Raw genomic sequence first — 23179 nt, forward strand, 5'->3', positions numbered from 1 at the left:
CGCGAGAAGGGCGCAAGTATGAGCGCGAGAAGAGCGCAAGTATGAGCGCGAGAAGAGCGCAAGTATGAGCGCGAGAAGGGCGCAAGTATGAGCGCGAGAAGGGCGCAAGTATGAGCGCGAGAAGGGCGCAAGTATGAGCGCGAGAAGGGCGCAAGTATGAGCGCGAGAAGGGCGCAAGTATGAGCGCCCCTACTACTTGGCACTTTTTTAAGTATAAAACTAGCTCAAATCTTTTTCCACTATGAGTTCTAGATTTCTTCAGCAAGCCCCCCTAATTAGTAATGAGTAAATCCCGCATTTCTGACAAACAAGGCGATCGCCCTCTCTAGAAAGTATATGGGGTGACAAATCAGCGGTGAAGTGAAGGCAGGTGTCACCGCTTCAGGAGAAATAATCTTAAGATTTCGGAGCTATTTCACTCTTTACCTCATAAAAAGAGGTAATAGGGGGTTTTGCAAATAAATGATTCATTTCTGCTAAGATTTTTTTATAAGCTTCTGTTTGATTCTCATCCATCGCTTCCATTCTTTCCCAAATAATCACAGCAATACCTTCATCAGTGTCAGGTTTTTGCAAGAGGTAAGCCCCTTGGAAACCATCAGTATAGGTAGAAACGGCACGCTCATAAAGTTCTTGCGCTTCTGCAAACTTACCAGGTTTAAACTCTCCAATTGCTACATAAGCATACTTATGTCTGAGAAAATCCATAAATTCAGTCATAATTAAAGCACTTTTTTTCCAGTGAGGTTTTGACGATCAATATTATACTCATATCAAAGCACGCAAATACAAAAGTACAGAAATTGGCCAACAGGCTCCGAATCAAGACTTCAAAACTCATTACTCAAAACTCAAAACTCAAAACTCATTACTCAACCACAACCAGTAACATTAGGTAAAGATGCTTTGGTCTGAGTTGATATGACTTCATAATCTTGCTTTTCTGATTCCATAATTGAGCAACCTATCAAGATTAGTTAAGCGATTTTCCCAAGCTTTAACTTGGTTAGGATTGATTTCACTCTGTTGACGTAAGCGATAGGAAAATTTACGCCGAAAAGAAGAAAGATGAATTTGAGCAGTTAAGACATTTCTGCGAGAAGGTTGATTCGCAAGATCATTCAAAGCTATTGCTAAAGTATCAATTTCTTCACTCCATTCTTGCATAGCGAGATCAGACATCAGGATTTGATGATTATTGAGTAAAAAATTCCATTCTTGCTGTAAACTCTGGTAGCGTTGAGCTAGAGATTGAAAAGGCTGACGATAGGGAATTGGTTGCTTAACATTACCTTGGGTAAGCCTAAATATTCTCTCTAGGGTGACTTGAAAATCTTCCGCGGCAAAAAGAGCATAGCCATCTGTTGGTAAATTACGCAAAAGTTGTACTTTATCAATAGTAGTAAGGTCATATAAATCTATTTGAATCCCAGGAACTACTAGAGTAGAGTCAAGTTGAGGATTTTCGATAATATTTTGGGTGTTCCACTGTAACTGTTCTGTATTAAAGCCATAGCTCATCAACACAATCATATCAATCCATTCTTGATTAGCCCAATATTCCCAATCTTGTTGAATAGTATTAATTCTAGTTTTTGTATCCATAGGAAATACTGCTGTAGATAAAATCAACTCTGGTCTATCTTGTTTAAGTTCTGTTGAAATAGTAAAAATAAAATCATTAATCTGATTAACGCGAAAATCCGTCCAATCTGACCACAGAGGATCATTAACAGTTAAATTTAGGGGATCTACACCTGTTAGAGCCTGAAATTGTTCTCTAGAGGTTTTACTATATCCAAAAGATTGATTCAGTTGAGGTGTTTGAAAAGGATAACGAATATAATCTAGATGAATACCATCTACTTGATAAGTATTACTAATTTCTTTTAATATTGATAATAAATAGCGCTTTACTTCTGGATTAGCTGGGTCATAAAAAGCTTTTTTTTGTTCAGAACTATAGTCAAATGATTGACCCTGTTTATTAAGCATTAACCAATCAGGATTAGCTGAAAGTACAGGACCTAAATATTCCGTGGGTTGATTAATAATTTCATTGTGAACTTGATTAGCACCAGCAAATACCCATACCCAAGCGTGTAACTCCATATTGCGTTCCCGGGCCAGATTAACTGCCGTTGCGAGAGGATCCCAACCTTTGACTAAAGGATTTTGCTCTGGTGCGACTTTACTGGGATAAATAGGGTAACTAGCATTGAGGGTTTCAAAAAAAACTGTGTTAATTCCAGCATAGTAGAGGCGGTCAAAAATTTTGGCTAGATCTTTTGGGGATTTAGCCTTAACTATAGTACCACGATCTAGCCAAATTGCTCTAACTTCTGATTGAGCTAGAGGTTTTTCAATTGGATAATTATCTAAAAGTAAACGACGAGTCTGAAACCAGTTATGTTTAGCTTGTTGATATTCTCCCGCTTTAATTAGTTGGAGAAATGTTTGATGTTTTTTTTTTGCCTCTATCAATACTTGATAGGATTTAGTTCTTTCAAAAGTAAACTGGTTTGATTGATTGGTATCGAGAATATTTTCCACGATTTGACTTGTGGATAAATCTGAGGTTTGATTGAGGGCGTAGGACATATTTAGAGTCATTTCAAAGCGGCTAATTAATCCCTCTAATTCTTGATTCATATTTTGAATCTCTTGTCTTTCTATAGGAGATGACCCCATAGTTTTCTCGCTCTGCTTTTGCCAAGAAGGAAGAGTTAAATCATCATTGGGTTGGGGTGGATTGCATGGTTCTGGTTCTCCAGAACTAGCCATGGGTATAAATTCTCCGTAATAATTTAAAGCCGCTGTTAACCAAGCAATATCTGTTTGAGCTTGTGAAACTGCATTTACTCCCCAGCGCCAACCGAAAACAATAGAACTATCAGTAAAGACTACCGCAGGAGGTGTTTCTTCTGCTAACCAAACTGCCGCAGTTTCAGTAGGAATAGCCTCTTGAGTAATTAATACAGCGCCGTTGAGAGTAGCGTTGAGACCTTCGTATCCTATCCAAGTTTGTTCTGGTTGTGGCTCAATAGTAGATGCTGAAGAGAGAGGATAACCCCAGTAGGCGCCAAACAACAATCTTAATTGAGAACGGATTTCCGGTCGCGACAAATTTCCTGTGGGTCCAGTTACAATTACTTTACCTCCTTGTAACATCCAACGTTCCAGGGCAAAGGTTTGAGCTGCGTTCATTTTAGCTACATTTGGTAGTAAAAGAACTTTGACATTATCTAAGTCAGCTTGGCTTGTCCATCTACCAGCATCTAGGATACAGTAGTCTATATCCATCAAGGTTAAACGAGTTTGGATTTCAGGCCAGGATCTTTCGTTCTCAGGACTTCTCACTACCCCTAATTTCTCCTCCATTAAAGCCATACCCGGGTCCGTAGACACAGTCAAGGGTAATAGTATCGAAGCTATCCCTATCAGTTGAGATATCTGCTTAGTGATTTTGTTGATCATTTTTTGATTTGTTTGTTGATTTAATTTCAATTATCAATCTAGCCTGAAAATGACTTAATTTGATAAGTTTATGACAAAGTTCTAAATAGGAAAGCGTCTGAGGAGGGGAATCGCCTCTTGGGCATTTCTGCGCAGATTACTACTTACTCCTGGTATTTGCGGTATTTGTAACAGTATGTCTGTGGTTCGGCGTAGTAGTCTGACTATATCCCCCTCATCTAAACTAGTTAATTCGCATAACTCTAGCCATTCTAATCCTAAAGCCCATTGTTCCACTATAGGGATTAACTTACTTTCTAACAATACTGGAGGTAATTTAGTCAACTTATCCTCGTGATGTTTTTGAACTTGGTTTATTTGCCTGCGTAGTTCTCTAAGATTCATACCAGGGGATAATTCTTTATAGGGTTTGAGAAAACCTAAGACTTGTAAAATCTCGGGCGATGGAGGACAATCAACCCAAACATCTGGACGAGGTGGTTCTGTAATCAAAGCACTAACCGCCGCGGCAAATTGAGCTGGTTTTAAATCTTCAAACACTCCTGATGTCAGTGCTAACGCTAACCACAGTTCATTCTCCCCTCTAATTAAGGCGACTACTTCTCCTAAGGTAGTAATTTCTAATTTATCCAAAGCTTGAAACTCTTGGAGAATCTCCACTAAAATTAGGAAATCCCGCCAGTAATAAGAACTATTACTTTTATTTTTGCGGTATTTCTCCTGTATTTGACTTAAGTCTTCCCTTAGCCTCGAACGTTGTTTATGATGTTTAATTATTTGGCTGACATTTTTCTGGGATTCTAGAGGATGAGTATCTATTTGTGCTTGTACTTTATCTACTTGCTTTTGTTGCTCTTGTATTTCTGATGGTACACTCATCGGCACTATTTCCGCCAACATTTGCTCAATCACAATTTCTGAGAGGGTATCTCCCTTAGGACCTCGTCCTGGTTTCATTAGTTCTAAATTTGGTAGAGCTAATTGAGAGATTTTTTCTAGAGGTAGAATAGCTGGATTAATATCTGCCACATCAGAATTAGTTGCTACATACCAGTAATTATCTGCCCCTAAACAAACTAGTAAGGGCGCTTTACCTGGTCCGGGTATTTTTACTACTAACACAGCATTTAGAGGAGAGGCAACAGTTATATTTTTTCCCTTTAGGGCTACAATATTTCCCACTTCTAGATTAAATAGTTCTGAGGCAATTTCTTTTTTACGTTCTGTTTGAGCTTGTTGCCGGAGTATTTCTAAAAGACGATGTTCTTCTTTGAGATGTTCTTTTAGTTTTTGATAACTTTCTATCTCTTTTACCCCTATACCCCCTCTTTCTAATTCTGCTAGTTCTATATCTAATTTTGCTAGACTAGTTGTTAATTCGGTAATTTTTTGCTTGGAGGGAGCTAACTTGATCTGAGCTAAATATTCAGCAAAACTTCGCTCTAATAAATCTTTTACCTCTGATAATTTATGTTTTTGCAATAGGTTTAACACCATCCCATAGGAAGGGGTAAACCAGCTTTGTAGTGGTTCTGGCTCTGCTGTAGCTAGTTTAGCTGCATTTTGTGCCCCCTCAAAAGGAGTTTCTACAGTCACCACATTCCCTATTTTATCTTTTCCTCGGCGTCCTGCTCTTCCGGCAATTTGTAAAAATTCTGAGGGAGTTAGCATACTATGTCCCCCTTCTGTACGTTTACTCAATGCTGAGAGTACTGTAGTTCTAGCTGGCATATTAATACCTACCGCTAGAGTTGCTGTAGCAAATACTACTTTGATTAAGCCTAATTCAAAGAGTTTTTCTACTAATTCTTTCCACGGAGGTAATAACCCGGCATGATGACTAGCAATTCCTCTTAATAACGGCTCTAATTGTTCTTCTCTCGCTACTCTAGAGTTTTTGGCTAAAAAGACTAATATTTCTCTGATTAGTTGCGGATTACTTTCTAGAAATTCCCATAATTGTATGGCTGAATTGGGGTTTTTAGCCAAAAAACTGAGTAGTTTTGTTTGTAATTCCGGGTTTCCTGAAAAAGTTTCCCACAACTGCAATTGTAATTGTGAGTTTGACTCTAAAAAGAATTGCAATAGTAATAAGTAGATTTGTCTAGTTTCCTCTGGAGTAACTAGATTGAAATTTCTTAGAGTTTTAATTGCTTGTTCACAACCTTTGCGGCTAAAAATTATGTAAATTGCTGGTAATAAGTCTCTATCGATTAACTGATTGATAATTTGAGGCACCGTGGGACAATCTTCTTTGTTGATTCTTTTTGAAGATCTGCCTCGCTGTTTTTTCTCTTTTAGTTTACTATTAATGTCAGTTCCTTTGGAGTTTAGTAGGGGAAACAGACCCTTTTTGCTGCTGAAATAATATTTCAAGGGGACAGGACGAAAGTTAGAGTTAATTAGTCTACATTTGTGTTTATCCTCGGATTGTTGACGCTGACGTGCCTGATTAATCCAGTCTGTTAATTGTTCTGGATTACCTATTGTTGCTGAAAGGGCCACTAATTGAATACTTGTAGAACAATAAATAATTGACTCCTCCCACACTGTGCCTCGATTTGGCTCACTAATATAGTGGCATTCGTCTAATATTACTGATTCTAAATTCTCTAAGGATGTTCCCACGTCTCCAATGGGAGTTTCGTAGAGCATATTCCGAAAAATTTCGGTAGTCATAACTATTACTGCCGCCTCGGGATTGATAATAATATCTCCCGTAATTAGTCCTACTTGCCCATAATTACGGAATAATCTCTGAAAATCACGGAATTTTTGATTAGACAAGGCTTTGAGAGGAGTTGTGTAAAATACCCTCTTACCTTTGGCTAGGGCGCGATAAATGGCATACTCACCAATTAAAGTTTTACCAGAACCAGTTGGAGCACACACAACTACAGAGTCACCAGCGTCGAGGGCAGCGATCGCCTGGAGTTGAAAATCATCTAAAGTAAAGGGGAACAGTTTTTCAATATTAATTGAAGGAGAAATATCAGAACTTTCTTTCACAATGCACGTCGTTCTATTGCAAGAGTTATTGTAGGCTAGTTGACAATGCCTATAAACATTGTAACCGCGCCAGGGGTTTACTCGCATGTCCCGGCTTTAAAATACCGAGTAAGATGAACTTAATGCTAAACTGAAGACGCATTCTTACCATCTCACTACTTCATTCCATGTTCAGTTTTACACCAATCATTAGTTATTGTCTAGCAGTGATGATTATTGCCCAAGCCGTTGCCCCCTCACCGCCTCAAGAAACCCTGGTAACTGGCCAAAAACTTTACTTAGAACATTGTGCTAGTTGTCATGTACCTATTCCTCCTGAGGTTTTACCTACGGAAACTTGGGAAGAAATTTTAGAAAATCCCCAACAACACTATGGCACTCAAGTAGAAACTTTAGTCAGAATTTCTCAAGTGGTTATTTGGCAATATGTACAAGCTTTTTCTCGTCCCTTGCGTCCTCAAGAAATACAACCTAGTTGGGTAAGACAATCTCGTTATTTTCAAGCTCTTCACCCTCGTGTAGAATTACCAGAAGAAGTCAATAGTCAAAGCTGTTTAAGTTGTCACCCCGGGGCTAAACAGCTTAATTATCAACAGTTAAGTTCAGAATGGCTTGATGCCCCATAAAATATGATTAGATGTAAATAACTTATAGTTTTAAATTATGTCAAAAGAAGCAGAAAACCAAGAAAATCAGGACATTCAACAGGATATTCGGGCCGGAAGAAAATTTTCCTTGGCTGAGTTAATTGGTCGAGAAGGGGGAGACTTTTTAAAAGGAGATTCTCCCGTACCTAAATTAATACAGACACAGACGGCAATCAATACTTTTATTGCTAAGTATCTTCAAGATGCTAACGGCGCTCTTCAAGCTGTTTTACAAAGATGGGTAAAAGCTGAACAAGCTATTGTTAGTCAGAATATGGAATCGCCTTTAGTAGCGCTTCAACAAATTATTCTCAAAATTATCAATAACCCAGAATTATACTATGAGTTAGTCAGACAAGTAGATTTCCAATGGGGCCAAATTAGTGGGGATACCCCATATTTTCAACAACCAGGTCAGCCTCCCCATCCCGATGATGAGTATACCCATGAATCTGTCAAAAAACAATTATTAAAATTAGCTAAGGATGTTGATTACTATCTGGCTAATTTAGACGAATAATTTTAGCTTGACTCGATTCCCTTGCTACCCTAATTAACAATGCAGCTAAACATAAGCTAGAAATCATGGAACTACCACCATAACTAAACAGAGGAAATGGTAAACCCGTAGTTGGTAAAACTCCTGTTGCTACCCCTATATTCAGAAGAGATTGACCAACCAAAAAAATCATCGCACCTATAGCGATTAAGCTTTTAACTTGGTCATCGCAATTAGAAGCCACTTTGAAAGCTAAAAAACCATAACTACTCAATAATATTAATAGTAATATAGACCCGACAAAACCAAATTCTTCAGCGAATATGGCAAAAATAAAATCTGTATATTGAATAGGTAGATAAAACAGTTTCTGTTGAGACAAACCTAAACCTGCTCCCCATGTTCCCCCAGAACCAATGGCCATGAGACTTTGAGTCAGTTGGTAGCCATCGCCTTGGGAATCGGCCCAGGGTTGTAAAAAAGAGGTTATCCGACGTCTTTGGTAATCGTGAATAGTGGTACTAATAATTGCTGCCATTAAACCAGTTATAGCTGAACCAGCTAAGTAAGACCAGGGTAATCCAGAACCTAGGGCCATTAGCCACAAGGCCATTCCACACAAAGCCGTGGTACTCAGATTAGGCTGCATTAAAATTGCTACTAATAAGAAAGCAAAAATTAACAACCAACCCAAGCGTTGTCCCCAATTAATCATCGGCCAACGACCAAATAACAAAGCACTCTGTACGATTAAAAAAGGTTTAATTAATTCTGATGGCTGAATTAGAACTGGTCCTAGAGACAGCCAACGAGTGGCGCCATTAATGTTTACACCCACATTTGGTATTAGGGTGGCAAAAATCAAGGCTAACATCATGAAAAATCCCCAAACAGCGAACTTAGTTATCTGTTTAATTGGAGTACAAACTAAAATATTAAAGCAAATACCCCCTATATAGCACCAAACTAGTTGACGCAACAAATAGTATAAGCCGTTTTGATATTGATAGTCTGCTTCAGCAAAGGATGCAGAACACAGGGTCACCAGGCCAATTAATAACCATAAACAAGTTAACCAGTGTAATAAGCGTGCTTGTGTACTCCACTGGTTTACTTGGGCATTTTTGAAGGGAATTAGGTTGATAAGATAGGTCTGCACGATAATAGTAATAATTCATAGGAACAGTAGGTTGGGTTGAGGCACGAAACCCAACATTATTATAGCTACTGAACAGTTATGAATGCGCCAATGCGAGTCAACCTCGCCGTCAGAACAAGCAAGCTTAACATATTAACAGAAAAATGCTTAAATGATAATGGTGAAAGGCTTTCTGAGTCATCATACCCTTTATATTCCCTCCTATATTTTCAGAAAAGTTGCGAGAAAGATGAGAATTACGTTAAATTTAGTAACAGAAACTAAAACTTTTGCTGATAAAGTGTTAATAGCCTTGACAAAATCAAAAAAATAAGGTAATAACTAACCTTTTGGTAGTAAATAAATTCATGGAATAAAAGAAGAATAACAAAATGAAAATTTCTTGGAGAACTATAATACTGTGGACATTGCCAGTCCTAGTAATCGGATTTTTCCTGTGGCAGGGAGCATTTAGTAATAATGCTGTAGACCTAGGAAGTAACACAGCGAATGCGAGAATGACCTACGGACGCTTTGTAGAATATTTAGAAACGGGTAGAGTAAAAAGTGTAGACCTCTATGAAGGAGGCAGAACAGCAATTGTGGAAGCAGTAGATCCACAATTAGACAATCGCCAACAACGTTTGAGAGTAGATTTACCAGGCAACTCTCCTGAGTTGATTAGTAAATTAAGAAGTGCAAATGTAAGCATTGAATCACACCCAATGAGAAGCGAAGGAGCAGTATGGGGAGTTCTCGGTAACTTGATCTTCCCAGTATTGCTAATTGGGGCCTTATTTTTTCTGTTCCGCAGATCTAATAATATGCCAGGTGGACCAGGTCAAGCCATGAATTTTGGGAAATCTCGGGCTCGTTTTCAAATGGAAGCAAAAACAGGAGTAATGTTTGGAGACGTAGCGGGTGTAGATGAAGCCAAAGAAGAATTAGAAGAAGTAGTGACATTCTTGAAACAGCCTGAACGATTTACCGCAGTAGGGGCAAGAATACCCAAAGGAGTACTATTAGTAGGACCTCCCGGAACAGGTAAAACTTTACTAGCAAAAGCGATCGCCGGAGAAGCAGGAGTTCCATTTTTTAGTATCTCTGGTTCAGAATTTGTAGAGATGTTTGTAGGTGTAGGGGCTTCAAGAGTCAGAGACTTATTTAAAAAAGCGAAGGAAAATGCTCCCTGTTTAATATTTATAGACGAAATAGACGCAGTAGGACGCCAACGGGGTGCAGGGATTGGCGGAGGAAATGATGAACGGGAACAAACCCTAAACCAACTACTAACAGAGATGGACGGTTTTGAAGGCAATACCGGAATCATTATCATCGCGGCTACTAACCGACCAGATGTACTAGATACCGCTTTATTACGTCCCGGACGCTTTGACCGTCAAGTAGTAGTAGATAGCCCAGATATCAAAGGCCGAATAAAAATTCTAGAAGTACATGCCCGTAACAAAAAAATAGACCCATCTGTATCCATAGAAGCAATTGCCCGTCGCACACCTGGGTTTACGGGAGCTGATTTAGCTAACCTACTCAACGAAGGCGCTATTTTAACCGCCCGTCGTCGTAAAGAAGCGATGACTATGCTTGAAATAGATGATGCTATAGATAGAGTGATAGCAGGAATGGAAGGGACTCCCCTAGTAGATAGTAAGAGTAAACGTTTAATCGCTTATCACGAAGTAGGTCACGCGATCGTCGGGACTCTAGTTAAAGACCACGATCCCGTACAAAAAGTAACCTTGATACCCCGAGGACAAGCCCAAGGTCTAACCTGGTTTACCCCCAACGAAGAACAGGGACTAACCACCAAAGCCGAACTCATGGCTCGCATCGCTGGAACCCTAGGAGGCAGAGCCGCCGAAGAAGAAATTTTTGGTTATGACGAAGTTACTACAGGTGCGGGAGGAGACTTGCAGCAAGTTACTGGTTTAGTTAGACAAATGGTAACTCGTCTGGGGATGAGCGATTTAGGACCTCTATCTCTAGAAAGCCAAGGAGGCGAAGTCTTCCTAGGTGGCGGGTTTATGAATCGAGCTGAATACTCCGAAGAAGTAGCTGCTCGCATTGATCAACAAGTCCGCGCTATGATTGAACAAGGACACGAACTAGCTAGACAAATTATTCGCGATAATCGTGAAGTCATTGATCGCCTAGTAGACTTATTGATTGAAAAAGAAACCATAGACGGTGAAGAGTTCCGTCAAATTGTCTCAGAATACACTAAAGTACCTGAAAAAGAACAATTTGTCCCTCACATATAAACTAATACAAAAGAGTTTTTTGCTTTATGGCAAGAATTGAAACAAGAACAGAACCCATGGTTCTTAACATGGGTCCCCACCACCCCTCAATGCACGGTGTATTACGTTTAATCGTCACCCTTGACGGAGAAGATGTAATAGATTGTGAACCTGTTATCGGTTATCTCCACCGAGGGATGGAAAAAATTGCCGAAAACCGCACCAATGTTATGTATGTTCCCTACGTTAGCCGTTGGGACTACGCGGCGGGTATGTTTAACGAAGCAATTACCGTTAATGCTCCCGAAAAACTAGCAGATATTGAAGTACCTAAACGTGCCCAATATATTCGCGTAATCATGCTGGAGCTAAACCGTATTGCTAACCACTTACTCTGGCTTGGTCCCTTTTTAGCTGATGTAGGCGCTCAAACTCCCTTTTTCTACATCTTCCGCGAAAGGGAAATGATTTACGACCTCTGGGAAGCAGCTACCGGAATGCGGTTGATAAATAATAACTATTTCCGCATCGGCGGTGTTGCCGTTGACCTTCCCTACGGTTGGATTGATAAGTGTGAAGATTTTTGCGATTATTTTGACCCCAAGGTAGATGAGTACGAAAAATTAATCACCAACAATCCCATCTTCCGTCGCCGTGTGGAAGGTATTGGTACTATCACTCGCGATGAGGCTATTAACTGGGGTCTTAGCGGTCCCATGTTAAGGGGTTCTGGCGTTAAATGGGATTTACGTAAAGTAGACAGCTACGAATGTTATGACGATTTTGATTGGGATGTCCAATGGGAAACTGAAGGCGACTGTTTTGCTCGTTATTTGATTCGGATTCGGGAAATGCGCGAGTCTACTAAAATCATTAGACAAGCTTTAAAAGGTATCCCTGGTGGTCCTTACGAGAATTTAGAGGCAAAACGCCTAGCTGAGGGTAAAAAGTCCCAATGGAATGACTTTGAATATCAATATATCGCTAAAAAAGTAGCTCCAACTTTTAAAATTCCTGAAGGAGAACATTATGTTCGCATGGAAAGCGGTAAGGGTGAGTTAGGTATCTTTATCGTCGGTAATGATAATGTTTTCCCGTGGCGTTGGAAAATTCGTCCCCCTGACTTTAATAATTTACAAGTCTTGCCCCATCTCCTCAAAGGTGTAAAAGTAGCCGACATTATGGCTATACTTGGCAGTATTGATGTAATTATGGGGTCAGTAGATCGCTAATTTAATTCAATTTTGCTGATTATTTTACCTCCTCCCTATCAGTTATTGATGGGGAGGATTTTTATTATCAGGGAGCTTCGGCTCACACCAAAGCATCTTTACCCAAAGTTACTGGTGGTGGTTGAGTAATGAGTAATGAGTTTTGAAGTCTTGAAGTAATGAGTAATGAGTAAGAAGCCTGTAGCCTGTAGGTTGGGTTAAACGTAGTGCAACCCAACACATATAGCTAACAGATAATGGTATAATGAGTTAAAAAGAATTTAAGATAATTATTATGGCGATCGCTTATAGCCTGTAGGTTGGGTTAAACGTAGTGCAACCCAACACATATAGCTAACAGATAATGGTATAATGAGTTAAAAAGAATTTAAGATAATTATTATGGCGATCGCTTATAGCCTGTAGGTTGGGTTAAACGTAGTGCAACCCAACACATATAGCTAACAGATAATGGTATAATGAGTTAAAAAGAATTTAAGATAATTATTATGGCGATCGCTTATAGCCTGTAGGTTGGGTTAAACGTAGTGCAACCCAACACATATAGCTAACAGATAATGGTATAATGAGTTAAAAAGAATTTAAGATAATTATTATGGCGATCGCTTATAGCCTGTAGCAACCCAACACATAACTTAGGGGAATGTTGGGTTTCGTGGCCAAGGGCCCAACCTACTAGCTATAGCAATGAGCCAATAGGAGTAGGGTGTGAAGCGTGCGAAGCCCGTAACGCACCAGAAAATGTCAGGATTTCCTGATAATATTAAGTCCGTTTAATTTATGACAATACATTGTTTCAGTTGTACTATCACCCCTGGTTGACTCATATCTTGCACCAGAACTTATGTACTGGTGGAAGATGTGAGCTTACCAAGCTATCCTTTAGAGCATTTTAAGTATAAATACTGAAAAAAATGAGTACGATGTCCATTCTACATTCGCCCATTCCTTATTCCCGGCAGGTAACGCTATATAATTTAAAAAATAACAGACTTTTACCTAAGATCTATGATAAGATTAACCCCAAACACCATTAAATTTAATATTGTGGTTATAGACAATTAAGTCGTCTATTATTTAATTCATGGAGACTCACGCTTTTAACGAGCTTTTCCCTTTGTTTAATACTGCTACTCCTGAAACGATGGAATGGTTGAGTTCAATCGTGACAGAGGAAGAATATGTCAAAGATTCAATAATTTTGAGTGAAGATAGTTGGGGGAAAGCCTTTTACTTAATTGTCTCAGGATGGGTAAAAATCCAAAGGCAAGTGGAAGAAAAACAAATTACTCAAGAGATTCTAGGTAAAGGTGACTTTTTCGGCGAAATGGCGATATTTGATGATTCACCACCAGCAACTAGTGTAGTGAGTTTATCTGATGTAAAACTTTTAACTATTTCTGCTCAAAGATTTATTCAAACTCTACTCAAAGATACACAAGTCCATCAAAGAATTTTACAATTGTCTATACAGCGTCTCTCTAAATGGCAGAATCGCTTTTATAATCGCTCTTCTCCTCCCATAAGTCGATTAAGCCAGGTATTACTATCTTTAGCCGAAAGCTACGGACAACCCACGGAAGAGGGGATAGAAATATATCAAATACCTACAAAAGATTTTGCCCATGTAGCAGAAACCTCTGTAGCAGAAACGATTAATATTTTAGAAAATATTCAATCAAAAGGTTTATTAACTGTCAATCAAGATAATCATACTATCTGTTTAACTAATCCTAAACAATTAACCCATTTAATTCGGAAACATACAGAATAATGACTCAAACTAATCAAGTTACTCAAACAATAACTAAAACAGGTCAAGTTGAATTGGTTTATGAAGTGGCTATGCCTCAACCAACTTCTCATATATTTGAAGTAACATTGTTAATTAGTAACTGGCAGAGTAATTATCTCCAACTAAAAATGCCAGTTTGGACACCTGGGTCTTACTTAGTAAGAGAATACCCTAAAAATTTACAGGAATTTGTCGCCAAAGAGAGTCAATCTCCAAAAATTCTCCCCACCAAGAAGATAAGCAAAAATCATTGGCAGGTATCTACTCATAACTCTTCAGAAATCAGCATAACATACAAAATATACGCAGATGAATTATCAGTAAGAACGAATCATCTAAATCATACCCATGGTTATTTTAATGGCGCCGCTTTATTTTTCTACATACCAGGATATGAACAGGAAAAACTTACTATCAAGATTACACCTCCCTATCCTGACTGGCGAGTGAGTACTAGTTTACCAAGGGTAGAAAATGAGAGTAATACCTTTTTAGCGCCAGATTTTGATACCCTAGTTGATAGTCCTTTTGAAATTGGGACTCATCAAATACATGAGTTTACTGTACTTGAGAAAAAACATCAACTAGCTATTTGGGGTCAAGGCAATATTAAACCCAAAAAAGTAATAGAAGATATTAGCAAAATTATCAAAGTAGAAGCTAATCTGTATGGGGGATTGCCTTATGAAAATTATTTGTTCCTATTACACCTCTCAGGACAAGGCTTTGGGGGATTAGAACATAAAAATTCTTGTTCTCTTAATTATCCTCGTTTAGGATTCCGTAATCCTGAAAAGTATAATCGCTTTATGCAGTTAGTAGCCCATGAATTTTTCCATTTGTGGAATATCAAAAGAATTCGTCCCAAGGCTTTAGAAACATTCGATTACGACGGAGAAAGTTATACCCCATCTCTCTGGTTTGCTGAAGGTACCACTAGCTACTATGATTTATTAATACCTCTGTGGGCAGGAGTTTATAATGTAGATACTTTCCGTAAAAATCTGGCTAAAGAAATTAGTAAGTATTTATCAACTCCAGGACGTAAAGTACAGTCATTGAGTGAGTCTAGCTTTGATGCTTGGATTAAACTCTACCGACGGGATGCTAATAGTGATAATTCCCAAATCTCTTATTATCTCAAAGGAGAATTAATCTCTCTTCTATTAGATTTGTTAATTCGTTCTCGTCATCAAAATAAGCGATGCCTGAATGATGTGATGCGGCAACTCTGGCAAGAGTTTGGCAAAACCGAAATAGGTTATACCCCCACAGATTTAAAAAGAGTTATTGAAACAGTGGCTGAAGAAGACCTCACAGATTTCTTTACTCGCTATATAGATAGTACAGAGGAAATTCCCCTGGGAGAATATTTAGCATGGTTTGGTTTAGAGATAAAACCAGTATCGCCTAAGCATATAGTACCGGAATTAGGAATAAAACTGAAAAAAAATCAACACAAACCTCTTGTAATTTTTGTAGAACAAGGTTCTCCGGCTTCTCTAGCAGGAATTAATCCTGGAGATGAAATACTGGCTATAGATAAACTGCGTTTAATAGCTACAGAATGGGAAGAACGTCTCCAAGATTACCATCCAGGTGATAAGATTGAAGTTACCCTGTTTCACCAAGATGAACTCCGTACCGTTATCGCCGAATTAGCTTCCCCCCAACCTACAGCCTATGAAGTGGTTTTCATGGAAAAACTCAACGAAACTCAAAAACATAACTGTCAAGGTTGGTTAAAAGCTAAAATATAATATTTGGGATCTCATTCTGTTCCGTCTAGGTGTCTAATTCTATTACCTTGATTTAATAGGTTTAATATAAAATGCACAACTTTTTACCAATAGCTTATTTTGAAAATAAATTTTTGCCCTTTGCTGAAGCCAATATTTCTATTGCAACACACGCACTACACTATGGTACAGGTGCCTTTGGGGGCTTGAGAGGTACCCCTAATCCAGAAAATCCCCAAGAAATCCTCCTATTTAGATTAGACCGTCACTGCCAACGTCTGAGTAATAGTGCCAAGTATCTCCACTACGATTTACCTGCTGATAAAATCAAACAAATTATTATTGATTTTGTCGAAAAAAATCACCCTAGTTTTCCATTTTATATACGTCCTTTTGTTTATACTTCTGGTTTAGGTATTGCACCAAGACTACATAAAATTGAAAAAAACTTTTTTGTGTACGGTTTAGAATTAGGAGATTATTTATCTCCAGAGGGGATTAACTGCCGGATTAGTTCCTGGCATCGTCAAGAAGACCGAAGTCTGCCTCTACGAGGTAAGATTAGTGGTGCCTATATCACCTCTTCCCTAGCGAAAACTGAAGCGGTGGAGTCTGGTTTCGATGAGGCGATTTTACTCAACTCCCAGGGGAAAGTTTGTGAAGCCACAGGCATGAATATATTTATGGTGAGAAACAATCAGCTAATTACCCCAGGTTATGATCAAGATATTTTAGAAGGAATAACTCGTGATAGTGTATTAACTATCGCTCAAGATTTGGGCATATCTGTACAACAAAGACCGATAGACAAATCAGAACTATTTATTGCCGATGAAGTATTTTTAAGTGGTACTGCGGCTAAAATCACTCCCGTTAATCGTATCGAAAATTATCAATTACCGTCACAAAGGCCCATTACTAAGCAGTTGCGCGAGAAATTTACAGCGATTACCGAAAACAGAGAACCATCATATCAACAGTGGATTACTACTATTAAGATTTAAAAAATTTTGCTTTCGTACTTATAGTGTAACTTCAGCCAAAGCTTACACCATAAACCCAAGAAAGCACAATTTTCCCTGATTATCCTGCCATGAGTAAACCAGAAACCATTACTATCACTATCAAGCTTTTTGCTGCCTATCAAGATGCCTATGGAGTTAGTGAATTACAGCGACAATTTCCCATCCATACTCCCGTCAAAGCAGTTCTCAATCAATTAATAGCCGAAAAGCCAGAATTAGAAGTCTGGAAGCCATTAACTCGTTTTGCCATTAACTTGAAGTTTGTAGAAGGAGATACACCTTTGCAATCAGGAGACGAAGTGGTGTTGATTCCTCCAGTTAGTGGAGGGTGATTCAAAATTGAGAAAATCAGGAATTAACTAATATGTTTTGTATATTCTGTTAAAGATATATAATTATTAGTTTAATCAACCTAAAGGTTGTTTTTAACTGTAAAAAAAACACTGAAAATAGTCAGTGTTATACTAAAATGTCTTCTATAAATTTTAGATTTAATGAAAGCATAACTGACTTTACTATTTTATTCAAGTTATCACCCCTAACTTTACCAAATCTTTAAAAATATCCCAGGTATTTTCACCTCGGCAGTTTTTATGAGAACAAAATAAACCAAGATAAGGCTATATTTATGACATTCAGGAAGTTCGCGCTAAGATAAAAATTAGTTATAAAAATTTCCTTGAGCACAAGAAAATATTATGTCTAAATCTAAAACATCTTTAAACTCTCGGTACCTTAAGGCAAGAATCAAACCCTTTACTCGTCCTCTATTTTTAGGCTCTCTGGGAATGATTTCGTTTTTTGGTGTTTGTCTGTGGCAATACTGGCAAAACCCCCAATGGCGCTCAGCTAGTCTCAATGCCGCTAACTCTCTTCCTACTATAGAAGGGTTACCGCAGTTAAATGGGGATGAATACGGTAACATTTACACTCAGGGAATAGATGGTGAATCTTTAGTGACAGTTGATTCTACACCCCAACCAATTCAAATTAACACCCAAAGACAAGGATTCCTAGAAGAATGGTTGGAGTCCAAAAAAGTAGAAAATCTCAGCTCCCCCTATCAACCCAATACCCAAATGGTTACGGGTAAAAAAAGTAATCAGCAAAAGTTCGTATTTTCCACAGAAGAACTCCTCAGACAACCATCTCTACAACAGTATCGCACAGTACTGGGAAATGAATCTAGTCAACCAGAAAGAGTAAACAATGGTTTTAGAGAAGAAAATCAAGTCACTACCACTTATACTGGAAGAATCAGAACACAACCGACAGTTTTAGAAAGTGCGATCGCCAGAATCAATCAGCGTAATCTTCCCCAGTCTAATCCCCAATCAGAAGCTACTCCTCCCACAGAGAACCAACAACCAACTAATCAGTTACAGGCCCAAAATGTACCCAACTACCCATACACAGGTCAACCACAGCAGCCACCCAGTGGTTATACTTGGGGCGTAACACCTCCGGGACCTAGACCACCAGTATCTAATCCAAATCCAGGTAATCCGGGAGTAGCTCCTAATATGAATAGTAGCCCTGTTCCAGGGCAAATAAATCCCCAAACAGGACAAAATACTAATCCTACTCGTACTTATCCAGGACAAACGGGTGTTACCAATAATGGTTATCGCAACCCAGATGGTGTTAATTCACCCTACTATAATCAGAGTTTTTAATCGTTGATTTGTTCCTTAGCTTAAGTTATCTTAAATCTTGAGCTAAGGAGTTTTTTTATTTAATAATGATCTCAACTATTTTCACTATATTCTTATCCCTATCCTTGTTGCTTAATCTCAGTATTCAACAAGGTGATAGTCTCAACCAAAAAGCTATTTCTGCCCTCAATCAGGGTAATTATCAACAAGCAGAAGAATATTGGAATCAGTTAATCGAAGAGTTCCCGGAAAATCCCGCTCTTTGGAGTAATAGAGGTAATGCCCGTGCTAGTCAAAATAAGTTAGAAGAGGCTATAGATGATTACAATCAAGCTATACTAAGGGCACCTTTGGTGGGGGACACCTATATTAATCGTGGTGCTGTATTAGAAGCCCAGGGTAAATTCACAGAAGCGATCGCCGATTATAATCGGGTCCTATCTCTTAACCCAGAAGATCCTGTAGCCTATAATAACCGAGGCAATGCGGAAGCGGGTTTGGGAAATTGGCAACGAGCCCTAGATGACTATCAAAAAGCCATAGAATTAGAGCCGAAATTTGCTTTAGCTAGAGCGAATGCGGCCTTTGTACAATACCAACTTGGTGAGACTAAAGCCGCAGTAACTAACCTGCGCAATATAGTCCGTAAGTATCCCTTTTTCGCAGATACTAGAGCGGGATTAACCGCCGTCCTCTGGGCTACGGGAAAACAGGGAGAAGCCGAGAGTAATTGGGTAGCAGCTACTGGTTTAGATAGACGTTATCGGGATATAGAATGGTTAAAAAATGTTCGCCGTTGGCCACCTAAGATGGTAGTTGCTTTGGAGAAATTTTTGAGTTTACAGTAGAAATCAGGTAAGGAACAGTTTTCAGAACAAAAATACATCATTTTTAGAAACAATGAGATAAATTGTTGGGTTTCGTTCCTCAACCTCATATCTAGCACCAGTACTTATGTACTAAATTAACCTCAGAAAAAGTCCATTTCTCTTTCGCCTAAGAAAAGTAGCAAAGGTCAACCAATTTTTAAGCGTTGAGCATTAATTCTTTAACTCATTACTCATTATTCATTACTCATTACTCAATCACCACAAGTAACTTTGGATAAAGATGCTTTGGTCTGAGTCAACCCAACCTACAATGTTGGGTAGATTTAGAATGATTAAAAAATGTTCGCCGTTGGCCACCTAAGATGGTAGTTGCTTTAGAGAAATTTTTGAGTTTACAGTAATTGTACTGGTGTGATATCAGGAATATCTACTACTCTGCCAATAATAGCGATCGCTGGTGCTGTAAAATTATGAGCAGCTATTAAACCAACAATATTACCCAAATTCCCCTTTAGGGTTTCTTGCCTTGAAGTAGTCCCCCATCTTACTAAAGCAATAGAAGTAGTTTCAGTTAAACCCCCTGTAATCAGCTCGGGTATAATTTGTTCTAGATTATGAATACCCATATAAATCACAATAGTTTCTGAACCCTTGGCGATCGCCTGCCAATCAATTTGAGGTCGGTATTTTCCTGCTGATTCATGTCCCGTAACAAAAGTTACCGAAGAACTATAATGACGATGAGTAACGGGGATACCCGCGTAGGCGGGGGCAGCAATTCCCGAGGTTATCCCGGGAATAACTTCTACGGGGATACCAGCTTTGACCAAATCCTGCATCTCCTCACCTCCCCGTCCAAATACAAAGGGATCTCCCCCTTTTAGACGAACTATGATTGCCTGTTCTTTGGCTTTTTCGATGAGTATTTTGGTCGTTTCTGACTGTAATTTAGAATGGCGACCTCTTCTCTTGCCAGCGTTAATTTTCTCGGCTTCGGGTCTAATCATGCCTAAAATCTCATCACTTACTAAGGCGTCATAAACCACCACATCAGCGCATTCTAAAATAGTTTTACCCTTGATAGTCATTAGGCCGGGATCTCCTGGTCCTGCACCCAATAAATAAACTTTACCAATAATTGTGGTCATAGACTAATTTTATTTACAATGGTTTTAGCTAAACTAGAATTTTCTCCCAAAGGTTGACCTAAATCAAAGTCTACATGAGGAAATCTAGTTTTTAACTCTTGAATCTCAGCGATTAGTGTATCGGTAATTTTTCCCCAAAACAGGAAATAAGGAAAAATACTTATACTAAAAATTCCCTGACTAATTAAACTCTCTACCTGGGTTGTGAGAGATGGGGATACTGACTTATAGGCAGGGATTGCCCCTACACTTCTAGCAATTTTTTCTAAATCTTGATTAGCCTTAGCTATTTTACTACCATGGGCTAAAAGAATTCTCCCTTCTCCTGCTAATCTTGGGTATTCTTGTTGAATCAACTCAATTATGGCCTGATTCTCTCCTAAATAGGGGTTAATTTTAATTTCTATAGGTTTGCTTAACATTGCTGTGGCTATGGTTACAGCTTCAGGTATATCTATTTGTACATGAACCCCTGTAGAGAGAAACAATGGCCAGATACTCACTTCTTTTATATCTAAACTACCTATTTGATAAATTTTCTCTGATAGAGAGGTTTCCGCTAATTCTAAACAAGCTGATTCTACCAGAGGAGGTTTTTCTAGTAAAATTGTCTTGTTTCTAGTTTTTTTAGCTTCAATAGGAACAGCTTCTAGATTTTTTCTTACCTGTTGAGTTAGCCTGTTTATACCTATTTTCGCTCTATCATCTCTACTACCGTGAAATACTAATATATGTGCAGTGCTCAAATTCACAAATTAAATTCTTTTATTCTACTATTTTATACTAGTATAAAGATTTGATACAGTTTTGTATAAAATCTTGCCCTTATTTAAAAATCATGCTAACTAAAAGAATTTTACCTTGTTTAGATGTGAATGGTGGACGAGTAGTCAAAGGCGTAAATTTTGTCAACCTACAAGATGCCGGGGATCCCGTAGAATTAGCTAAGGCTTATAATGATGCTGGGGCTGATGAACTGGTTTTTTTAGATATAACCGCAACTCACGAAGGACGCGACACAATTATTGATGTAGTTTATAGAACGGCAGAACAGGTATTTATTCCTCTGACTGTGGGGGGAGGTGTACAGTCTCTAGAAACTATTAAAAATTTATTAAGAGCTGGTGCTGATAAAGTAAGTATTAATTCTGCTGCCGTACGTAATCCTAATTTAATTAATCAAGCAAGCGATCGCTTTGGCAATCAGTGTATTGTAGTAGCAATTGATGCGCGTAAAAGACTTAGTCAAGATAATCTGGGATGGGATGTTTATGTGCGGGGAGGCAGAGAAAATACTGGTTTAGATGCGGTAACTTGGGCCAAAGAATTAGAAAAACGGGGTGCAGGAGAACTACTAGTTACTAGTATGGATGCCGATGGCACTCAAGCAGGGTACGATTTAGATTTAACTCGGGCTATAGCCTCTCAGGTAGAAATTCCCGTCATAGCCTCTGGTGGAGCGGGCAACTCCCATCATATCAAAGAAGCCCTGACAGAAGGTCAAGCAGAAGCTGCTTTACTGGCGTCTTTACTTCATTATGGACAGTTAAGCATCGCTGAAATCAAAACTTATCTAGCAAATCATCAAATTCCTGTACGTCTGCTTTAATTAAGCCATAGCACCCCATTGTGTATAAATGTGTATTAAAATAGACTAAAATTTACATTTTTTAAAAAATGTTAGTATTAATTCTCATATTTGATATTGCTTTAGTAGCTTGGTCATTACATTTAATGCAGGAAGCTTTTGATCAACAGGAATTCTCGCTAATGTTAGCGGGTATTCTGGTGGCGGCCTCTGCTGCTGCTATGTTAGTAGTTTACTTTCTCATGAACAATTGTTTAAATTATTTAACAAAATTTAACGTATGATCCAAAAGTCTACACAAGTGCTAAGCTTGGAGACGAAAGGGAACCTCCTTATAGTTAACAAAAAAATATAAGTTTTACCTTGACTATTGAATACCAATTACGTTAAGATAATAAAGCACAAAAAAAGGGGTTATAGCTCAGTTGGTAGAGCACCTGAATGGCATTCAGGGGGTCAGCGGTTCGAATCCGCTTAGCTCCATTTTTCTTCAACCCCTTACGATTTCAGGGTTTCAGAAAATCGCTAGTAGCTAATCGGTAGCTCACTGAAAAATTCAGCTACCACTAAGCTACCACTACCAAGCAAAATAAGTAAATACCAGATAAACAAATTAAATCTAAAATCTATATAACTGTAGAGAGCTACACTTACTATCAAGCATAAAATTAAGCTAAAATTACAACCAATACCTCCCATAAATGAAGCTATCAAAACAACTCAATTTCTCTAAAAAATAGATTGTTGGGTTTCGTTTCCAAGGACCCAACCTACAAGAGTGCGATCGCCTCATATCTTGCACGCAAGTACAAAAGTACTGAAATTGGCCAACAAGCGAGAATCAATTTTTAAGCGTTTAGCATTAATTCTTTAACTCATTACTTCAAGACTTCAAAACTCATTACTCATCCACCAGTAACATTTGGGTTTTGATGCTTTGGTGTGAGTTGGTGTGAGATCCTCTCCTATCTCATCTTCACCGAAATGTTAAAAAGCTGCCCTTGTCAACTTCCCAAGCTCACATCAAAGCACCAGTACTTATGTACCAAATTAACCTCAGAAAAAGTTCATTTCTCTTTAGCCCATATCTTGCAAAGGTATACCAATTTTTAAGCGTTGAGCATTAATTCTTTAACTCA

At 38.5% G+C, this 23179-nt stretch carries 18 protein-coding genes and 1 tRNA gene; 13 read left to right on the forward strand and 6 right to left on the reverse strand.

Annotated elements, in window-relative coordinates:
- Window positions 1-396: 396 nt before the first annotated feature.
- The 3 genes from MW688_RS00420 to MW688_RS00430 form a co-directional block, all read right to left on the reverse strand.
- Window positions 397-720, reverse strand: a complete 324-nt coding sequence (locus tag MW688_RS00420) for an antibiotic biosynthesis monooxygenase family protein (protein WP_486733930.1) — start codon at window positions 718-720, stop codon at window positions 397-399.
- Between the two features lie 207 nt (window positions 721-927).
- Complete coding sequence (locus tag MW688_RS00425; protein WP_486733931.1) at window positions 928-3477, reverse strand: family 10 glycosylhydrolase; 2550 nt, start codon at window positions 3475-3477, stop codon at window positions 928-930.
- A gap of 81 nt (window positions 3478-3558) precedes the next feature.
- The gene (locus tag MW688_RS00430; RefSeq protein ID WP_486733932.1) at window positions 3559-6486 is read right to left on the reverse strand and encodes a DEAD/DEAH box helicase; all 2928 of its coding nucleotides are present in this window, start codon (window positions 6484-6486) and stop codon (window positions 3559-3561) included.
- Window positions 6487-6653: 167 nt separating this feature from the next.
- On the opposite strand from MW688_RS00430, the gene MW688_RS00435 reads away from it, so the two are divergent.
- Together MW688_RS00435 and MW688_RS00440 are read left to right on the forward strand one after the other, a co-directional pair.
- The gene (locus MW688_RS00435) at window positions 6654-7112 is read left to right on the forward strand and encodes a cytochrome (protein ID WP_486733933.1); all 459 of its coding nucleotides are present in this window, start codon (window positions 6654-6656) and stop codon (window positions 7110-7112) included.
- A 37-nt stretch (window positions 7113-7149) separates the two neighbouring features.
- Entirely contained in the window at window positions 7150-7653 is a 504-nt protein-coding gene (locus tag MW688_RS00440; RefSeq protein ID WP_486733934.1) for a hypothetical protein, read from the forward strand.
- Here MW688_RS00440 and MW688_RS00445 read toward each other — a convergent pair.
- On the reverse strand, window positions 7637-8791 hold the full coding sequence (locus MW688_RS00445) for an FtsW/RodA/SpoVE family cell cycle protein (RefSeq protein ID WP_486733935.1): 1155 nt from the start codon (window positions 8789-8791) through the stop codon (window positions 7637-7639). The two genes, MW688_RS00440 and MW688_RS00445, sit on opposite strands and share 17 nt — an antisense overlap.
- Window positions 8792-9162: 371 nt before the next feature.
- On the opposite strand from MW688_RS00445, the gene ftsH2 reads away from it, so the two are divergent.
- From ftsH2 to MW688_RS00485, 8 genes are all read left to right on the forward strand, one after another.
- Window positions 9163-11049 carry an ATP-dependent zinc metalloprotease FtsH2 gene (gene ftsH2 / locus MW688_RS00450; protein WP_486733936.1) on the forward strand — a complete coding sequence of 629 codons (1887 nt, stop codon included), beginning with the start codon at window positions 9163-9165 and terminating at the stop codon, window positions 11047-11049.
- A 26-nt stretch (window positions 11050-11075) separates the two neighbouring features.
- Window positions 11076-12260, forward strand: coding sequence for an NAD(P)H-quinone oxidoreductase subunit H (locus MW688_RS00455; RefSeq protein WP_486733937.1), 1185 nt, complete (start codon window positions 11076-11078; stop codon window positions 12258-12260).
- A gap of 1084 nt (window positions 12261-13344) precedes the next feature.
- Window positions 13345-14034, forward strand: coding sequence for a Crp/Fnr family transcriptional regulator (locus MW688_RS00460; RefSeq protein ID WP_486733938.1), 690 nt, complete (start codon window positions 13345-13347; stop codon window positions 14032-14034).
- A complete protein-coding gene (locus MW688_RS00465; RefSeq protein WP_486733939.1) occupies window positions 14034-15815 on the forward strand; it encodes a M61 family metallopeptidase in 1782 nt (593 codons plus the stop codon). Before MW688_RS00460 ends, MW688_RS00465 begins: the two co-directional genes overlap by 1 nt.
- A 71-nt stretch (window positions 15816-15886) precedes the next feature.
- On the forward strand, window positions 15887-16798 hold the full coding sequence (locus tag MW688_RS00470; RefSeq protein ID WP_486733940.1) for a branched-chain amino acid transaminase: 912 nt from the start codon (window positions 15887-15889) through the stop codon (window positions 16796-16798).
- Window positions 16799-16887: 89 nt separating this feature from the next.
- Complete coding sequence (locus tag MW688_RS00475; RefSeq protein ID WP_486733941.1) at window positions 16888-17151, forward strand: MoaD/ThiS family protein; 264 nt, start codon at window positions 16888-16890, stop codon at window positions 17149-17151.
- Window positions 17152-17517: 366 nt separating this feature from the next.
- The gene (locus MW688_RS00480) at window positions 17518-18495 is read left to right on the forward strand and encodes a hypothetical protein (protein ID WP_486733942.1); all 978 of its coding nucleotides are present in this window, start codon (window positions 17518-17520) and stop codon (window positions 18493-18495) included.
- A gap of 65 nt (window positions 18496-18560) precedes the next feature.
- Complete coding sequence (locus tag MW688_RS00485; protein ID WP_486733943.1) at window positions 18561-19322, forward strand: tetratricopeptide repeat protein; 762 nt, start codon at window positions 18561-18563, stop codon at window positions 19320-19322.
- A gap of 374 nt (window positions 19323-19696) precedes the next feature.
- On the opposite strand, the gene cobA is transcribed toward MW688_RS00485, so the two are convergent.
- Both cobA and MW688_RS00495 read right to left on the reverse strand, forming a co-directional pair.
- Window positions 19697-20452, reverse strand: coding sequence for a uroporphyrinogen-III C-methyltransferase (gene cobA / locus MW688_RS00490; RefSeq protein WP_486733944.1), 756 nt, complete (start codon window positions 20450-20452; stop codon window positions 19697-19699).
- Entirely contained in the window at window positions 20449-21204 is a 756-nt protein-coding gene (locus MW688_RS00495; RefSeq protein ID WP_486733945.1) for a sirohydrochlorin chelatase, read from the reverse strand. The genes cobA and MW688_RS00495 overlap by 4 nt, the downstream gene beginning before the upstream one ends.
- 86 nt (window positions 21205-21290) lie before the next feature.
- On the opposite strand from MW688_RS00495, the gene hisF reads away from it, so the two are divergent.
- The 3 genes from hisF (at window position 21291) to MW688_RS00510 (ending at window position 22523) form a co-directional block, all read left to right on the forward strand.
- Complete coding sequence (gene hisF, locus MW688_RS00500) at window positions 21291-22061, forward strand: imidazole glycerol phosphate synthase subunit HisF (protein ID WP_486733946.1); 771 nt, start codon at window positions 21291-21293, stop codon at window positions 22059-22061.
- Between the two features lie 68 nt (window positions 22062-22129).
- Entirely contained in the window at window positions 22130-22324 is a 195-nt protein-coding gene (locus tag MW688_RS00505) for a hypothetical protein (protein WP_486733947.1), read from the forward strand.
- Between the two features lie 126 nt (window positions 22325-22450).
- Window positions 22451-22523 (forward strand) — tRNA-Ala (locus tag MW688_RS00510).
- The last annotated feature ends 656 nt before the right edge of the window (window positions 22524-23179 follow it).

It is taken from the genome of Johannesbaptistia floridana, assembly GCF_057440575.1.

Excerpts from the sequence above, each read along its gene's own strand:
- MW688_RS00420 (WP_486733930.1), bottom strand. The coding sequence starts at position 720 with ATGACTGAATTTATGGATTTTCTCAGACATAAGTATGCTTATGTAGCA.
- MW688_RS00425 (WP_486733931.1), bottom strand. The coding sequence starts at position 3,477 with ATGATCAACAAAATCACTAAGCAGATATCTCAACTGATAGGGATAGCT.
- MW688_RS00435 (WP_486733933.1), top strand. The coding sequence starts at position 6,654 with ATGTTCAGTTTTACACCAATCATTAGTTATTGTCTAGCAGTGATGATT.
- MW688_RS00440 (WP_486733934.1), top strand. The coding sequence starts at position 7,150 with ATGTCAAAAGAAGCAGAAAACCAAGAAAATCAGGACATTCAACAGGAT.
- ftsH2 (WP_486733936.1), top strand. The coding sequence starts at position 9,163 with ATGAAAATTTCTTGGAGAACTATAATACTGTGGACATTGCCAGTCCTA.
- MW688_RS00455 (WP_486733937.1), top strand. The coding sequence starts at position 11,076 with ATGGCAAGAATTGAAACAAGAACAGAACCCATGGTTCTTAACATGGGT.
- MW688_RS00460 (WP_486733938.1), top strand. The coding sequence starts at position 13,345 with ATGGAGACTCACGCTTTTAACGAGCTTTTCCCTTTGTTTAATACTGCT.
- MW688_RS00465 (WP_486733939.1), top strand. The coding sequence starts at position 14,034 with ATGACTCAAACTAATCAAGTTACTCAAACAATAACTAAAACAGGTCAA.
- MW688_RS00470 (WP_486733940.1), top strand. The coding sequence starts at position 15,887 with ATGCACAACTTTTTACCAATAGCTTATTTTGAAAATAAATTTTTGCCC.
- MW688_RS00475 (WP_486733941.1), top strand. The coding sequence starts at position 16,888 with ATGAGTAAACCAGAAACCATTACTATCACTATCAAGCTTTTTGCTGCC.
- MW688_RS00480 (WP_486733942.1), top strand. The coding sequence starts at position 17,518 with ATGTCTAAATCTAAAACATCTTTAAACTCTCGGTACCTTAAGGCAAGA.
- MW688_RS00485 (WP_486733943.1), top strand. The coding sequence starts at position 18,561 with ATGATCTCAACTATTTTCACTATATTCTTATCCCTATCCTTGTTGCTT.
- cobA (WP_486733944.1), bottom strand. The coding sequence starts at position 20,452 with ATGACCACAATTATTGGTAAAGTTTATTTATTGGGTGCAGGACCAGGA.
- hisF (WP_486733946.1), top strand. The coding sequence starts at position 21,291 with ATGCTAACTAAAAGAATTTTACCTTGTTTAGATGTGAATGGTGGACGA.
- MW688_RS00505 (WP_486733947.1), top strand. The coding sequence starts at position 22,130 with ATGTTAGTATTAATTCTCATATTTGATATTGCTTTAGTAGCTTGGTCA.